This is a genomic window from Opitutia bacterium KCR 482 (assembly GCA_029269845.2).
Classification (GTDB): Bacteria; Verrucomicrobiota; Verrucomicrobiia; order Opitutales; family Intestinicryptomonadaceae; genus Merdousia.
Map to the genome: position 1 here is coordinate 928481 of CP149973.1, position 16211 is coordinate 944691.

Consider the following 16211-nt stretch of genomic DNA (forward strand, 5'->3'; position numbering starts at 1 on the left):
ATGGAATCCGCAGAAATTAGAAAAAGTTTTCTGGAATTTTTCAAATCGAAGGGACACACGATAGTTCCGTCGGCGCCGCTGTTGCCGACATCGCCCAACCTGCTCTTCACGAACGCGGGCATGAACCAGTTCGTTCCGTACTTTCTGGGCGAGGAAAAAAATCCGTTTCTGCGCGCCGCCGACACGCAAAAGTGCATTCGCGCGGGCGGCAAACACAACGACCTCGAAGACGTGGGCTTCGACACATACCACCACACGTTCTTCGAAATGCTCGGCAACTGGTCTTTCGGAGACTACTTCAAGAAAGAGGCAATCAACTGGGCTTGGGAGCTTCTGATGGACGTGTGGAAATTCCCCAAGGAACGCCTGTACGCGACGGTCTACAACCCGTCGGAGGGAGAGCCCGCGGAGTTCGACGAAGAGGCGTACGGCTACTGGGTCGAAGTGTTCGAAAAGTACGGGCTTGACCCGAAAGTCCACATCAAAAAATGCGGCAAGAAAGACAACTTCTGGATGATGGGAGAAACCGGCCCCTGCGGCCCCTGCTCCGAAATCCATATGGATTTGACCCCAAAGGGCGACACCGAGGGCGCGCTCGTAAACGCAGGCTCGCCGCTTTGCATAGAAATCTGGAATCTGGTTTTCATGCAGTTCAACGCGCAGCCCGACGGCACGTTCGTTCCGCTTAAAAGCAAGAATATCGACACGGGCATGGGCTTCGAGCGCGTCGCGGGAATCATGGCGACTACAAAGAATTTCGCCGACTTCTCGCAGCTCGCCTCGAACTACAACAGCGACCTCTTTACCGACATCTTCAAATACATCTCGCACATGTCGGGCAAAGTATACAGGGGAACGCTCCCAAAAGACCCGCGCGACATGTCCGCGCAGGAGCTTACCGACTGCGTTTTCCGCGTGCTCGCCGACCACGTCAGAACACTCACGTTCTCTATTGCCGACGGAATTATCCCCGGAAACGAGGGCAGGAACTACGTTCTGCGCCGCATTCTCCGCCGCGCGGTGATGTACGGAAAGCGCCTCGGGCTCGAACGCGGCTTCTTCACAAAGCTCACCGAGCCCGTCATCGAAAAAATGTCGCCGTTCTTCCCAGAGCTTAAAGAGCAGCGCAAGATGATTGTAAAGACAATCGAGGCCGAGGAAACGAGCTTTGCGCGAACCCTCGACAGGGGCTTGGAGCTTCTCGACAGAATCACGACGACCGACGGCAAAATCAGCGGCGAACAGGCGTTCGCGCTCTACGACACATTCGGATTCCCCATCGACCTCACAGAGCTTATCGCCAGAGAACGCAACATGCCCGTAGATACCGAGGGCTTCGAGCGCGAAATGGAAAAGCAGCGCAAGCGCGCCCGCGACGCGCAGACGCGCAAGGTCATCAGCGTATCAGACCTCTCTGAGGCTGGGCACGCTACGCAGTTCATAGGGTACAGCTCCGACAACCTCGCGAATTTCACGACGACAATCAGCGCGATTCTCGAAGACGAAGACGCCGACTACATCATTCTGCCCCAGACCCCGTTCTATGCGGAAAAGGGCGGACAGGTCGGCGACACGGGCTTCATCGAAATCGACGGCGTGGCGCACGAAGTAATAGACACAAAGGCGGACAAGGCAGACCACATTCTCCACAAAGTCCGCAAGGGCGTGTTCAAAAGCGGAATGGTCGGGCGCGAAGTCGTGGTGTCGGTGGACTGCCTGCGCAGACGCGCAATCCAGCGCCACCACACGGCGACGCACATTCTGCACTGGGCGATGAGGCAGGTTCTGGGAACGCATATCAGACAGGCGGGCTCGTACGTAGACGCCGAACGCCTGCGCTTCGACTTTACCCACTACGAAGCCCCGACGCCCGAACAGCTCGAAGAAATCGAAAGGCTCGCCAACGCGAAAATCCTCATGAACGAGCCGGTCAAGTGGCGCGTGCTGCCCCGCAACGAAGTCCCGCCCGAATGCATGGCGCTCTTCTCGGAAAAATACGGCGCGGTTGTGCGCATGGTGGAAGTGGGCACTTTCAGCAAGGAGCTTTGCGGCGGCACGCACGTTGCGGCTCTCGGCGAAATCGGCTTCATAAAAATCCTCGGCGAGGGCGCGATTTCCGCGGGAACGCGCCGCATAGAGGCGGTTGCGGGCGTGGCGGCGCTGAACCGCGTGGACAAAATGCAGTCGACGCTCGGCGAAGTCTCCCGCGCGCTCTCGTGCAAGCCCGAAGAGGCGTCGGCAAGGCTCAAAAAGCTCGTCGAAGCAAAGAACGAGCTTGAAAGGGAGCTTAAAAATTTCAGAAAGGAAAGCGCGGGCAAGCTCGCAAAGAGCCTCGCAAACGACGCTATCCTCAAAGACGGAAAAACTCCGTTCATGGTGAGAATCGTCGAAGCGGAAAACCCAGCGGAGATGCGCCAGCTTGCGGTTGACGCAATCAGGGAGCGTCCCGACGGCGTGGCGGTGCTGGGGGCGGCTTTCGGCGAAAAGGCGACGGTGCTCGTGCTCTGCTCTCCCGACGCGGTCGCGGCGGGAATCAAGGCGGGCGACATCGTGCGAGAGCTCGCGGGCAAGCTCGGCGGCAAGGGCGGCGGCAAGCCCGACTTCGCGCAGGGCGGCGGCTCGGCGAAGGACATCGCAAAAATCTTCGACGAATACAAAGCCGAAATAAAATAACGCCATGTATTTAAAGCAGCTGACAATCAACGGGTTCAAGAGCTTCGCCGACAGGACGGAGCTACCCCTTACCCCCGGCATTACCTGCATTGTCGGCCCCAACGGCTGCGGCAAAAGCAACATTGTAGACTCAATTCGCTGGGTGTTGGGCGAGCAGAGCGCAAAGGCGCTGCGCGGCGGAAAAATGCAGGACGTCATTTTTCAGGGCACGGAAACGCGCAAGCCGCTGCAATTCTGCGAAGTCAGCCTGCTTTTTTCGGACTGCGAAGGCCAGCTTGGCACAAACTTCAACGAAGTGGAAATCACGCGGCGCGTCGGGCGCGACGAAGGCAGCGAATACTTCATCAACGGCAAGGCGGCGCGCCTTAAAGACATTCAGACGCTGTTTATGGACACGGGCGTCGGGCGGGTGTCGTACTCGTTCATGGTGCAGGGGCAAATCGACCAGATTCTGTCTTCGAACCCCGGCGAGAGACGCTCGATTTTCGAAGAGGCGGCGGGCATTACAAAATACAAAACGCAACGCCGCGAAGCCCTCAACAAGCTCGCGCTCGTAGACCAAAACCTCGCGCGGGCGACGGACAGAATCGAGGAAATCGGGCGGCAAATCGGCACGCTGAAACGTCAGGCGTCGAAAGCGCTGCGCTACAAGCGGGCGAGTTTCAGGCTGAAGCACCTCGACCTCGCGCTGAACGCAAAAAACTACGCTGACCGCTCCGAGCAGCTCAAAGCCGACGAGGAAACGCTGAAAAAAATTTCGTCCGACATTTTCGAGCTTGACCGCAAGCTCGCGGCGGCGGAGGAAACCCTCGCCCGCATGCGCGCCGAGCGCGGCGAATGCGCCGCCCAGCTTGAATACCTGCGCCAAAGCGCGGCGGAAACGCGCTCGCAAAAGGAGCAGGCGGAAAGAAACTGCGAGTTCGCGGCGGTCAGAAAGCGCGACCTCGCCGAACGCATAGAACAGATTTCGACAGAGCTTGCCTCGCTCAACGAACAGCTCGCGGCTCTCGAAGGCAGGGCAAAAGGCGACGCCGAAGTAAAGCAAATGCAGCTGAACTTGGTGTCCGCCGACGACGAAGTTTTCCGCAGGCAGAGCGAGGAACTTGCCGAAACGGAAAGCATGCTCCGCGCCGCGGAGGAGGAACTCTCGAAGGCAAAGCGCGACGCCCTCATGGGCGAAAGCTCCATTACGCGCCTCAGGGCGAACTGCACGACGCTCGAAGTCGATTTGAAGTCGTACCAAGTGCGCCACGCGGCGGTGTCGGACTCCGTCTTCCAGCTGAAAGAGGAAAGCGCGGCTCTCGAAAACCGCAAAAACGAGCTTGACGCCGCCCTCGAAAACGCAAACGAAAGGCTCGGCAACGCCGAGGCGGACACTACCGACGCCCAAGCCCGTTCGGAGGAACTGCGCGCGCAGTACCGCAACAGACAGGCGGAAATCCAGCAGCTCGACAGACAGCTTGCGAGCAAAAGCGCAAGGCTCGGGCTTCTCAACGATTTCCGGTCGCGCATGGAGGGCTTCTCGGAGGGCGTCAAGGCGATTGTAAAGGGGCGTCTTTCGGAGTGCATAGACCCGTCGAACGTGAAAATCGTAAGCCAAAACGTGGAGGTCGCCGACGGCTGGACTTCCGCGTTCGAAACGCTCCTCGGAAGCGCGCTCGACGCCGTCGTTTTGGAGGACTCCTCCAAGCTCGCCCAGACGCTCTCGCTTCTGCGCGAAAGAAACCTCGGCAACGCCTGCATTCAGATTCCGCAGTCGAACTTCGGGGAGTCGCAGACGCCGCTGCCCGACGGAATCCGCAGGGGCGCGGACGTCGTCAAAACAGACAGGGAAGACCTTAAACGCTTTGCGGCAAACCTCGTTGCGGGCTGCTATTTCTGCGAAAACATTGCCGACTTTGCGGCGTTTGCGGCGGCGGCGCCCGACTTCAAATTCGTGGCCGCCGTCGCCCGCGACGGCAGCATGCTCGACGCCCGCGGAATCGTCTACGCCGCCAGCGGCGAAAAGCGCGACACCGAAAGCAGCTTCATTTTGAGGAATCAGGAAATCAAACGCCTGAAAGCCGAAATAGAATCCGAAAACGCCGCCCTCACCTCGCTCACCGAGGGCGCAATGGAAATCAACGCGCAGCTCGACGCCGCCGAGCGCGAGATTGAAAACCGCAAAAACGCAGCCGCCGAAATCAAGCGCGAAATCGCGTCGATAAACGGACAGACGGCGGGGGTTGCGGCGTCGCTGGCGGAGAAAAAGGCGGAGATTGAGAAAAAGTCGGCGTCGCTGGCGGAGATGGAAAACTCGCGCTTCGAGGCGCAGGACAAGCTCGACTCCGCGACAAAGGCTCTCGCGGAGGCGGAGCAGACAATAGAAAACGCCCGCAACCTCACAGAGCAAAAGGAGCGCGAAATCGCCGAACTGCGCGAAAGCAAAGACCAAAAATACGCGGTCGTTTCCGAAACGCGCCTCGAGCTGGCGCAGAAACGCTCGCGCCTCGAAAGCCTCGAACGCGGGCTGGCGGCGACCGCCGAACAGCAGAACGAGACAAGGATTTTGATAGAAAAACGCTCGGCGGAGTCGCGCTCGCTTTCCGAGCAAATCGCGAAGTTCGACGACGAAACAGCCTCCGAAAAACGCCGAGCCGAAACCCTCGCCGAAACCCTCCGCGAGCAGCTCGAAACGATAGAGGCAGGGCGCGTGAAATTTTCCGAATGCGAAAACAAAATCGCCGCGTTCGAGGCGTCGCTCACGGGCGACCGCGAAGCGCAAATGCGCAACAACGCCGCGAAAAACGAATGCGACGTCCGCGTGGCAAAGCTTCGCGCAAAGCTCGACTATGTGGCGGAGCGCGTGCTCAACGAGTACGAGACGGAAATAGCGTCGGTAGACTGGAAGTCGGAGCTTTGGAAGTCGGACGAAGAATTCGAGTCTAAAATAAAGCTCGAAGAATTGGAGGAAGGCGAAGTCGCCCCCAAGCCCAAGCGCGAGCGCGGCGAACCCACCGAAGCCGACCTCGCCGAAATGGACAACACCGACTTCTCCAAAATTGACGACGAAGTGCGCGAGCTGCGCGAGCGCATAAACGCCATGGGCGCGGTAAACCTCGTGGCAATCGAGGAATACGCCGAGCTGAAAGAACGCTACGACTTCCTCAAAAAGCAAACCGACGACCTCTGGACGTCGAAAAACGCGCTCGTCGCCGACATCGACGAAATCAACGCCACAAGCCAAAAGCTTTTTGCCGACACTTTCGAGCAAATCAAAAAGAATTTCCAGTTCACTTTCCAGAAAATCTTCGGCGGCGGCACTGCCGACCTCAAACTGGTCGAGACCGAAGACGTGCTCGACAGCGGCATCGAAATCGTCGCGCGTCCCCCAGGAACGGTTCTCAAAAGCCTGTCGCTGCTTTCGGGCGGGCAGAGGACGATGACTGCGGTCTCCCTCCTCTTTGCAATCTACATGGTAAAGCCAAGCCCGTTCTGCGTGCTCGACGAGCTTGATGCCCCCCTCGACGACGCCAACATCGGGCGCTACACCGACCTGCTCAAAGAGTTTACCCACTACTCGCAGTTCCTTGTAATCTCGCACAACAAAAGGACGATGTCGGCGGCGCAGACAATCTTCGGCGTCACCATGCAGGAGCGCGGCGTCACCCGCCTAATCTCCATGAAACTAAGGGAAGCCGAAACTTCCGCCGAAATCGCCCGATAGCAGACTATGTGCGAATCGCAAGGCTAAGCCTTGACGCCAACAGAGGGGGCTACCGCCCCCAAAAGGCGGGCGCGAGCCGCGGGCGCAAGGTGCGCCTCCCTACGGAGCTTCGCTCCTTACGGTGGTTATGCGGCGCGGGTATACCCGCGCCTTTCCCCGATAAGTTCGCATTGCTTCGCAATGGCTTTGTGTTGGGATAAACCGCAAAGAAAGAAAAGTAAATTGCCTGCGGCAAAAAACGGAATCGGCAAAACACGGCAAGGGCGCAAAAATTCGGAAAGAAAAAAATAGGAAAAAAAAGCTTCTTGACAAAAGCGCGGCAAAGCGTAGTGTTCATATTTTTAATAAATTTCAAAGAGGTAATCTACCATGGGACAACCAAAACGCAAACAATCTAAACAGCGCACGCGTATCCGCCGCGCCGCAAACCATTACGAACTTCCCCAGTTCGCAAAAGACCCGACGGACGGCTCCATCTGCATGTCGCACAGGGTTAACCCCTCCAACGGTATGTACCGCGGCAAGCAGGTAATCAGCGTTAAAGTTTAGTTCTTAAAGTCGATAGGCTTTTTTCATCGTAATGCGGGATTTATTTTAATTAATAACTCCCGCGTTTTCTTTAATCGGGGGTCGTGTTTTCGAGCTTCGTTTTGCAAAACTCTTTCCTCTTTTTGGGGAAAAGCGCGGTCGGCTTTTGGGGTTGACTATTCGGCGTTTTTAACCGAAACTTCCAGCCGATTTTTTCTCAGAAAATCAACACGTCATTTTCGATGAGCAACTCAATCCCAACAATAGCCGTAGACGTCATGGGCTCCGACCTCGGGCCAGAAGAATTGATTATCGGCGTCCGGCAGACACTTTCCTCCGACAAAAGCGACTTCCGCATTATCGTTGTCGGAGATGACAAGGTTATTTCGCCGTTGCTCGTCCGCCACGACGTTCTCAAAGACAACCGCGTGCAGGTCTACAACGCCTCGGAAGTCATCGAAATGGACGAAAAGCCCATTCAGGCCATGAAAACCAAGCGCGACTCCTCCATGATGCGCGCGATAGACCTCGTGAAAATCGGCACTGCCGACGCCGTTCTCAGCTGCGGAAACACCGGCGCTCTCATGGCGGGCGGCACTATCAGACTCCGCACAATGGACGGCATTGAACGCCCCGCACTCGGCACGGTTATCCCCGGAAAGTTCAAAAATTTCATAATGATTGACGTCGGCGCGGCTCCCGACCCGAAACCCGAAAGCCTTGTAGACAACGCCATTTTGGGCGCAAACTACGCGCACGTGGCTCTCGGAATAAAAAATCCGCGCGTGGGGCTGCTTAGCAACGGCACGGAAGACTGCAAGGGCAACAGCCTTGTCCAGACCGCGCACAGGCTTTTCAAGGCGCAGGAGGGCGTTATAAACTACGGCGGGCTTATCGAAGGCTTCGGGCTTTTCGACGGCGAGTTCGACGTTGTCGTATGCGACGGTTTTACGGGAAACGTCGTGCTGAAATCGCTCGAAAGCTCGGTCAGAATGTTCAAGGACATTCTCAAAGAGGAAATCATGCGCTCGTGGGTCTACAAGCTCGGCATTCTGATTGCCCGCGGGGCTTTCAAAAACCTGAAAAAACGCCTGCCCATCGACAAATTTTCGGGCGCGCCCCTGCTCGGTCTGAACGGGCTTGTGGTCAAGGCGCACGGGTCGAGCAACCGCAAGCAGATTGCGGGGGCGATAGAAATCACTCTGCGCTGCCTGCGCAAACAAATGCAGTCGCGCATTAAGGAGGACGTTTCGCGCCTCAAAGAAATCGTCGAAAAGAACAAGGAAACCGCCCGCGAGCGCGAGCGCAAGTCGGCGGAAGAGCACAACACGACGGGCTGAAAAAATCATCGGGGAAGGCTACAAATGTTTTAAGCTTTCCCCTTATAAAACGCGGCACTGCCGCAAAAAAAACATCGGACCAAATTTTATCTGAAAGCGACATGAATTTCAAAAAGCCAAACTCCATCGTAATCGCGGGCACGGGAAGCTACGTCCCCGAAAAGACCGTCTCGAACGACGACCTCGCAAAATTTCTCGACACTTCCGACGAATGGATTTTCGAGCGTTCGGGAATACGCCGCAGGCACATCGCAGCCGACGGCGAAGCCGCCTCGGACATGGCTCTCGTGGCGGCGAAGAACGCCCTCGAAAACGCGGGAATCGCCGCCGCCGACATAGACTTGGTCATCGTCACGACCGTCAACCCCGACATGATGTTCCCCTCCACAGCCTGCCTTTTGCAGGCAAAGCTCGGAATCCGCAACAACATTCCGTGCTTCGACCTAAGTGCGGCGTGCTCGGGCTTCGTCTACGGCACGGAGGTCGCGACCCGCATGATGCAAAGCGGGCTTTACAAAAACGCGCTCGTGGTAAGCTCGGAAAAGATGAGCAGCATTGTCGACTGGACGGACAGGTCAACCTGCGTGCTCTTCGGCGACGGCGCGGGCGCGGTCGTTCTAAGCGCGTCTGACGCGGAAAACACGGGGATTCTCGGAACGGTTCTGGGCGCGGACGGCTCCGACACCGCCATGCTGCGCATGCCCGCGGGAGGCTCGCTCATTCCGACCTCGGCGGAAACCGTCGAAAAACGCCTGCACTTTGTGCAAATGGACGGGCGCGAGGTCTTTAAACACGCGGTGAAAATCATGCAGGAAAAGGCGCTCGAAGTGCTCGACCTCTGCAAAGTGCCGCCCGAAAAAGTTTCGCTTCTGATTCCGCATCAGGCGAACACGCGCATTATAGAAAGCGTGGCGAAACGCCTGAAAATTCCCTCGGAAAAAGTATACGTCAACATAGAAAACTACGCAAACACGTCGTCGGCGTCGATTCCGATTGCGCTCGACGAAGCCGCCCGCAACGGCAGAATCAAAAAGGGAGACTACGTTCTGTTCGTGGCGTTCGGCGCGGGTCTGACGTGGGGCGCAACGCTCGTGCTCTTCTAAGGGGCTGGCGGAATTTCGGCGGCGGAATTTTTCGTTTTTTTCGCAGGGAAAAATCCGTGTTTCTTCGGCGGGATTTCCGCTACTTGCGCAGAGCGTAAAATTCAGCCGCGAAAATCGGGCTTAGGCGTTTTTCCGCAGTCCGAAAACGCAAGAATCACTACGGCGGAGACTATCAGCACTATACCCGCAACGAGGTTTGCCGTGCACGATTCCCCCAAAAACACTACGCTTAGCGAAACCGCGGTAAGCGGCTCGAACGCGCCCAAAACCGCCGCGACGGTCGGCCCAGCGTATTTGACGGAATAGGCTATCGCCGTTATCGAAACCGCAGTCGGGATAAGCGCAAGCCCGCATGAATCGAGAATTTCGGAAGCAGTCTGCGGCGCGGCAACGCCGCCCGCAACCGCGCACTTTGCGAACGTAAAAACCGACGCGAGCCCCAAAACCCAAAGCGTAAGTTTAAGCCCGCCGATACCCGCAAGCAGCGACGCCTTTTTAATTATCACCATGTAGAACGCGTAGGAAAGCGCGGAGAGAACCACGAACACCGAGCCTAAGAAATCTACCGAAAGCTCCGCGCCGTCGAGCGCGATTGCCGCAACCCCCGCGACGGACAGGAATATCGACGAAAACACCGCAAGCCCGAATTTTTCGCCGAAAAACAGCGACATTATCAGAGCCGTGAAAATCGGATAGGAAAACAGAAGCGTGGAAGCCACCCCCGCCGACATTTTCGTAAACGACCAAAACAACGCCTCCGCCGAAAACGCGAAAAGCGCGCCAAGAAGCGCAAGCCAGCCGACCGCGCGAAGCGGAACGCGCAATCCGCCGCGCTCGGAAAACAGCGCGACGGGCGCAAGCAAAACCGCCGCGCCGAAGAAACGCCAGAACATCATCGAGTCTACGGGAAAGCCCGCGCGGATAAGCCGCACCCCGAAAAGCGGGTTCGTGCCGTACGCCACCGCCGAGAGCATTCCGAAAAATATTCCCAAGAATTTGGACATTGCCGCCCCCTATTCTACCGCCGACCGCGCAAAAGACTTCAAAACGTAGAACACCATGCCGCCCGAAATCAGCGCGTACACAAAGCCGTGAACGGGATTTCCGAACGCCGAAACCGAAACGATGTCGACCACAATCGACGGCGTGAGCGCGCACAGCGCAAGCCTTGCGCTCTGCCAAAACGTAAGGATAGGATAAACCGTGCGCGAGAGCACGAATGCGGCGATAGTCGTGAGCGAGACGAAAACTGCGTTCGTCGGAATCACGAAAAGGAAGAGGCACGCAAGCGGCGCGATTATGTAAAGCAGCGTGTTTTTCGACGGAAGCATTGCGTCCACGCCGCGCCCGTCCAAAAGTTTGTCGTAGCCCGCGAGCGAAAAGAAAGTCTCGCCGCCGTCTGGCAGGTAGAACGAAACCCTGTCGCGCTCGAACGCGAACATCAGGTCTTTCGTCTTCACGGCGTCAACATAGTTCTGGCTTGCGACGGCGAAGACTTTTCCGTCGCGCCCGCGCAGTTCGACGTCCGCGCCGTCGGGGGTTTTGACGCGCCCGTTTTCGACCTTCACGCCTTTGAGTAGTTCGAGCGCGGGGGCAATCGAGCCGTCGTAAAATTCGCCGAGTACGCGGTGCGTTGCAAGCATCGCCGACGCCGACGAAAGCAGGGAAAGCAGAAAGAAGTACAGAACCGATTTCCACTTCCAGCCGAAAACCGCGTTTTTGTATGCGTCCGTGTTGCCGAACGACAGCCAAAGCATTTTAAATACGTCCATGGTTTTTATTTTTTAGACACCGCCTTTTCGAAAGAGTCTGGCAGCGGAGCTTCCGCGCGGAACTCGACCGTCCGCCCGCCGATTTCGACTGAAAGCCTCGTTTTCAGGCAGTGGAGAAAGAGTCTGTTGAGCTTGGAGGAAGCCCTGAATTTTTTGTTGAATGCGAAATTTCCGTAAGTGGCGTCGCCCAAAATCGGCAAGCCGTGCTTTGCGCACTGCACACGAAGCTGGTGCGTAAGCCCCGTGCGCGGCATGAGGCGCAGAACCGACAAGCCGCCCGCGACGCGCAAACGCGCAAAGTCGGTCTTTGCGGGAAGCCCGCCCGATTCGGAGAAAGTGCGCACAACCCTGCCCTCGCGGTGCGGGCGCAGCCTGTCAACCCACGTTCCGCGCGGCGCGGCGACGCCAACGCAGATTGCGACGTACTCCTTTTCGACCGCCTTGTTTTTGAATGCAGCCCGCGCGGCAAGCGCGACCGCCTCGTCGCGGGCGGCAATCACCACGCCCGAAGTCGGCGAGTCGAGCCTGTTTACAAGAAAGAGCTTTTGCCCGCCGCCCCAGCGGTAGAACTCTCCGTCGAAATCGTATTCCGCGCGGAGCATTGCGGGCTTCGCGTTGGCGGAGGGATTCGGGTTCGGGTGCGTAGCCCTGCCCTCGCGCTTGCCGATTGCCACAAGCCCGCATTCGTCGAAAGCAAGAACCTCGCAGCCGTTCGAGAGCGGCAGACTTTTCACAAATTCTTTCATCGGTAGTGGAATGTTATGCGCACGGACTGCTCCTGATTGCCGAACGCGGCGACCATTTCGCGCGTCCATTCGCCGTAGGGGGCGGTCGTGAGAATCGACTGCTCGCAAAGGCCGCTGCCCGTGTTTGTTGAGTTCGAAAACACTATGTTGAATTTCGTCAATTCGCCGAGCGAATTCAAATAGTATTCGGCGACGACTATCGTGCCCACCGCAGTGCCCAAGTCGTACTTCGACGCAAGCAGATTCCACTGGCGCGAGATTGCCTCAATCATGCGCTGTTGGTACGCGCCGAATTCGCTGAACCGCGAATCGCAGGCGACGGTGCCGCGCGCGCTCGCGTGCGTGGGATTGTCGGCAAGCGGGCCTGCGGGGATTTTCATGCTGAGCGTCGGGCGCGGACGCGGCGCGGGAAGCGGCTCTTCGGCGGAAGCAGGCGCGGGGGTTTGCGACGCCTGCGGAGTCGGAGGAGTTGCGGAAGTCTGCGCGGGCGGACGGGCTTGCGATTGCGACGGCTTGCCCGCGCCCTTTTTTTGCGCATTGCCCGCGCCCTGCGACGCGGCGTTTCCGCCGTCCGATTTGTCGGGCTTCGAAGCGTCCGCGCGGGCGTCCGATTTTGCGGAGTCGGACTTGCCCGAATCTTTTGCGGTCGTTTTTTCAGTCAAAGGTTTTTTCGAAATTTTGAGAAATGCGTCGGGGTCGTCGGGAGTTTTTTCGTCGGCGTCAGAATCGCTTTGTTCGGCTTTCGGAGCGTTGGAAGGCTGCGCCGGCTCGGCGGCGTTTCCGCCCGACTGCGCCCCGCCGTTTTCAGGCGGATTCCCCGAAGAAGCCCCGTCTTGCTCCGAAGCCTCCGATTCGGAACGCGCCGAAGTTTGCGCGTCGGCTTGCGCCGTTTGCGCCTGTTGGGGCTGCTCCGCACTTGTCTGCGGCGCGGCGGGCGAGCCGCCCCCCGACTGTTGCGCCGACGCTTCGTCGGGCTGCGCGGGGCGTTCGAGCGGGCGTTCGAGAGTCTGCATGACGGATTCGGGCGAATATTTGTCGTCGTCGGAACTCGTGCCCGATACGATTTTCTGGCTGTCCGTGTTCTCGCCCACAACGAACGGCTTGCGCGACTTCGAAGCGGGGTCGGGAATTTCGTCCGCCGCCCGCTGGTCTTTGAAAGATTCGGGGGCGTCGGGCGAGTCGGGCACGGCGTCGTTGCCGAAAGGGTTTGCCTCTATGAATTCGGGTTTGCGGTTTTCGAGCTTGGGAGGGAGGATTTCGAGTTTCAATTCGCCGTCGTCGCTTTCGGGCGCGGCGTGCGCGAACTTGTCGGGAACTACGCAGTACGCGCCGACGTGGAGCAGCGCAGTGAGAACAAGCGCGGCGAGTGCGGCGGGAACGTCGTATCGGTTGCCGTCGCGATAGAAGTCGCTGTCGAAATTCCCGCGCATTAGCCTAAATTTTAAGTTCCGCCGCAAGCATATCGAGCGTGCTTTCGGCGAGGGCGACGGGCAGCCCCATTACGTTGTCGAAATCCCCGTCGATTTTTTCTATTATCATCGAGCCGCATTCCTGAGCGGCGTACGCGCCCGCCTTGTCGAGCACGTCCACTTTCGAGACATATTCCGAAATCGCGTCGGCGTCGAGGCTCTTGAAATGCACGCGCGACTCTCCGCACGCGGTTTTAGTCCTAAGCTCCGCGCCGTCGAAATACGCCGCGCACACGCCCGTGAACACCGAATGCGCCCCGCCACGCAACTCGGCGAGCATGCGCTTTGCGTCGGCGATGTCGCGCGGTTTGCCGTAGATTTTGGAGTTGCGGTACACGACGGTATCCGCGCCCAACACCAGCCGCTCCGCGTTCTCCCGCGCGACGCGCGAGGCCTTCAATTCGGCGTTCGAGACCGCGAGCCTTTCGGGCGGCGCGGAAACGTCGGCGTCTTCCGACACGTCGGCCACGCGCACGTCGAACGGCACTCCCGCGCGTTCGAGAAGCTCCCTGCGGCGCGGGCTCGCCGACGCCAAAATAATCCTGCCTGCGTATTTCATTTTAAAAACCGCGATTTTTCCAAACGCTCCGAAAAACGCAAAACAAAAAACGGGGCGCGGCGCGCAGAAAAAAATTATCGACAACGACGACGCATTTTTGTTAGGTTCAAATTTCTCAACCAGCTCTACAAAAACAGGAGGAATCACACATGAAAAAATACGCTCTCGCCTGCGCGGCAGCCGCGCTCGCGCTCTCGGCGCAATGCCTGAACGCCGAAATCTTCGAGCTTAAAAGCCCGAAAGCGCAAATAAAAATAGACGACAAGGGCAACTTGGTGTCGCTCAAAAACCTCGAAAAGAACCGCGAATATGCGGGCGGAGAGGGGCTCTGGCGGATAATCTATCAGGACGGGCTTTCGCTCGAAGAAAGCGTAGAGAGCGAAAACGCGCCCGTGAAAGTTTCGAAGAACGGCGGAAAAATCACGCTCGAATACGGCGGCGAATTTCCCGTGAAAGTCGAGTGCTCGCTCGACGGCGACGAAATAGCGTTTTCGTCGGAAATAAAAAACGCCTCGAAAGACAAAATTTTGCGCGAGTTCCAGTTCCCGATTATAAAGTCGGCAAAAATCAAAAAGGACACCGTCCTCTACTGGGCGAGCGCAAGCGGCACGAAAATCCCCGACGTCCGCAAATGGCTCATGGGCGGCTTTAAATCCTACATGGCGCAGGACAACAAGGCAATCGAGCGCTACGACGTCTACCCCTCGCCGATGTCGCTCAACTACTTCGTGCTCGACGACGGCGACTGCGCCCTCTACTTCGCAAACCACGACCCGAATTTCGAAAAGACTCTCCACCTCTTCCGCACGCGCAAAATCGGCGGCAGGGGCGACTTCGAATACGGCGGAATCGACGCGGCGATGGCGAAATACCCATTCCTGAAAGCGGGCGAATCCAAGAAATTCGCCGACTTCGTCGTAGCCCCGCATTCGGGCGACTGGCACGTCTCGGCAAAGAAATACCGCAAGTGGGCCGACACTTGGTACAAGCACATTCCGATTGCCGAGACTTTCAAAAAGTCGAACGGCTGGCAGAGAATTATCATGCGCCACCAATACGGCAAGGTGCTATTCCGCTACGACCAGCTGCCCGAAATCCGCAAGGCGGGCAAAAAGGCGGGCATCGATACTATCCTCATGTTCGGCTGGTGGAAGGAGGGCATGGACGCAGGCTACCCCGAATACACGCCCGACGACACTCAGGGCGGCGACGAAGCCCTCAAAAAATGGATTAAGGAATTCCAAAAGGACGGCGGCAAAGTCAACCTCTACTACAACGGGCAGCTCATCGACATGGGCACGAACTTCTACCGCACGCTCGGCAAAAAAATATCGGTCAAGCGCGCGGACGGCACGGAGCACATGGAACGCTATCCGTTCGGCGGAGACGGCACGGCTCTGCGGGTCTTCGGAAACAAGACATTCGTGACGGCTTGCCCCGCGACAAGGGAATGGCTGGAAATCCTCAAAAAGCTCGCCGAACGCGCAATCGCGCTCGGAGCCGACGGCGTGTTCTTCGACCAGCTAGGCTTCAAAAGCGAGCTTTGCTACGACGAATCGCACGGGCACTCCATTCCCGCGCAGGACATCATGAAGTACAAGCACAACATGCTCAAAGAGCTTCGCGCCTACGTCCGCTCGAAAAAGCCCGACATGAGCATGGGAATCGAATGGGTGAGCGACCCGACCTCCATGTACGCCGACTATATCCACGCGGTCGCCCCCAACCTGTACATAACCCACAAGGATAAAAACGGCGTGCCCGCCACAAACTACGCGCCCATGTACTACTACACATTCCCCGAAGTGTACACTACCAACCGCGACATCTACAACAACCAAAACGTGCCGTTCCGCTGCAACCTGACTTTCATGCGCGGCTGGCGCGAGGACGCCGCGGTCTACCGCTGCCGCGCGACCCTCGACGAAACGCCCGTCTATCAGGCGTACCTCGCAAAAATCGACGCCCTTCGCGACAAGTTCCGCGACACCGTCCTCAACGGCGCATTCAGAGACACAGACCTCGCGAAGTCGTCGAACCCGAACATGTACTACTCCACGTTCGAGAACGACAGTCAGGTTGCGGTCGTGGCAATGCACCCGCACGCCAAAACCGTCGAAACTGCGTTCGAAGTTCCGAACTGCAAATTCGTCGAAAGCGGCGGAATCGGAGACTTCAAAGTTGAGGCAGACGGCTCAAAGGCGAAAGTCGGAATCGGCAAGGACGGAATCGCCGTGCTGCTTTTCGAAAAAAAATAGCGCATTGCAATTTGCCGGCAAGAACGCGCCCGATTGACGGGGCGCGTTTTTTTGCGC

At 57.8% G+C, this 16211-nt stretch carries 11 protein-coding genes; 6 read left to right on the forward strand and 5 right to left on the reverse strand.

All coding sequences use genetic code 11. The features are described 5' to 3' along the window. The 5 genes from alaS to P3B99_003875 all read left to right on the forward strand — a co-directional run bounded on the left by alaS (nt 1) and on the right by P3B99_003875 (nt 9350). Nucleotides 1-2673 (forward strand): alanine--tRNA ligase, encoded by a 2673-nt coding sequence (gene alaS, locus P3B99_003855; GenBank protein WYJ08256.1) that lies wholly within the window; start codon nt 1-3, stop codon nt 2671-2673. A 4-nt stretch (nt 2674-2677) separates the two neighbouring features. After that, entirely contained in the window at nt 2678-6379 is a 3702-nt protein-coding gene (gene smc / locus P3B99_003860; GenBank protein WYJ08257.1) for a chromosome segregation protein SMC, read from the forward strand. Nucleotides 6380-6748: 369 nt separating this feature from the next. Continuing rightward, nucleotides 6749-6928 (forward strand): 50S ribosomal protein L32, encoded by a 180-nt coding sequence (rpmF, locus tag P3B99_003865; protein WYJ08258.1) that lies wholly within the window; start codon nt 6749-6751, stop codon nt 6926-6928. Between the two features lie 221 nt (nt 6929-7149). Then, a complete protein-coding gene (plsX, locus tag P3B99_003870) occupies nt 7150-8247 on the forward strand; it encodes a phosphate acyltransferase PlsX (GenBank protein ID WYJ08259.1) in 1098 nt (365 codons plus the stop codon). 101 nt (nt 8248-8348) lie between these two features. After that, nucleotides 8349-9350: a beta-ketoacyl-ACP synthase III gene (locus tag P3B99_003875; protein WYJ08260.1), complete on the forward strand. Its 1002-nt coding sequence runs from the start codon at nt 8349-8351 to the stop codon at nt 9348-9350. 101 nt (nt 9351-9451) lie between these two features. Here the strand turns inward: P3B99_003875 and P3B99_003880 are convergent, their stop codons facing one another. Genes P3B99_003880 through P3B99_003900 form a run of 5 tightly spaced genes read right to left on the reverse strand, consistent with a single transcriptional unit; the run spans nt 9452 to nt 13896 of the window. After that, nucleotides 9452-10354, reverse strand: coding sequence for a DMT family transporter (locus P3B99_003880; protein WYJ08261.1), 903 nt, complete (start codon nt 10352-10354; stop codon nt 9452-9454). A 9-nt stretch (nt 10355-10363) separates the two neighbouring features. After that, on the reverse strand, nt 10364-11122 hold the full coding sequence (locus tag P3B99_003885; GenBank protein WYJ08262.1) for a DUF1189 family protein: 759 nt from the start codon (nt 11120-11122) through the stop codon (nt 10364-10366). Between the two features lie 5 nt (nt 11123-11127). Then, entirely contained in the window at nt 11128-11868 is a 741-nt protein-coding gene (locus tag P3B99_003890; GenBank protein ID WYJ08263.1) for an RNA pseudouridine synthase, read from the reverse strand. Beyond that, nucleotides 11865-13298, reverse strand: coding sequence for a hypothetical protein (locus P3B99_003895; protein ID WYJ08264.1), 1434 nt, complete (start codon nt 13296-13298; stop codon nt 11865-11867). Before P3B99_003895 ends, P3B99_003890 begins: the two co-directional genes overlap by 4 nt. A 4-nt stretch (nt 13299-13302) precedes the next feature. Next, entirely contained in the window at nt 13303-13896 is a 594-nt protein-coding gene (locus tag P3B99_003900; protein WYJ08265.1) for a Maf family protein, read from the reverse strand. Nucleotides 13897-14045: 149 nt separating this feature from the next. On the opposite strand from P3B99_003900, the gene P3B99_003905 reads away from it, so the two are divergent. After that, entirely contained in the window at nt 14046-16154 is a 2109-nt protein-coding gene (locus P3B99_003905) for a DUF6259 domain-containing protein (protein ID WYJ08266.1), read from the forward strand. The last annotated feature ends 57 nt before the right edge of the window (nt 16155-16211 follow it).

Bases quoted from the DNA above. Each gene is read 5' to 3' on its own strand.
- P3B99_003900 (WYJ08265.1), bottom strand. From the start codon at position 13,896: ATGAAATACGCAGGCAGGATTATTTTGGCGTCGGCGAGCCCGCGCCGC.
- P3B99_003875 (WYJ08260.1), top strand. From the start codon at position 8,349: ATGAATTTCAAAAAGCCAAACTCCATCGTAATCGCGGGCACGGGAAGC.
- P3B99_003905 (WYJ08266.1), top strand. From the start codon at position 14,046: ATGAAAAAATACGCTCTCGCCTGCGCGGCAGCCGCGCTCGCGCTCTCG.
- plsX (WYJ08259.1), top strand. From the start codon at position 7,150: ATGAGCAACTCAATCCCAACAATAGCCGTAGACGTCATGGGCTCCGAC.
- P3B99_003885 (WYJ08262.1), bottom strand. From the start codon at position 11,122: ATGGACGTATTTAAAATGCTTTGGCTGTCGTTCGGCAACACGGACGCA.
- smc (WYJ08257.1), top strand. From the start codon at position 2,678: ATGTATTTAAAGCAGCTGACAATCAACGGGTTCAAGAGCTTCGCCGAC.
- alaS (WYJ08256.1), top strand. From the start codon at position 1: ATGGAATCCGCAGAAATTAGAAAAAGTTTTCTGGAATTTTTCAAATCG.
- P3B99_003880 (WYJ08261.1), bottom strand. From the start codon at position 10,354: ATGTCCAAATTCTTGGGAATATTTTTCGGAATGCTCTCGGCGGTGGCG.
- rpmF (WYJ08258.1), top strand. From the start codon at position 6,749: ATGGGACAACCAAAACGCAAACAATCTAAACAGCGCACGCGTATCCGC.
- P3B99_003895 (WYJ08264.1), bottom strand. From the start codon at position 13,298: ATGCGCGGGAATTTCGACAGCGACTTCTATCGCGACGGCAACCGATAC.
- P3B99_003890 (WYJ08263.1), bottom strand. From the start codon at position 11,868: ATGAAAGAATTTGTGAAAAGTCTGCCGCTCTCGAACGGCTGCGAGGTT.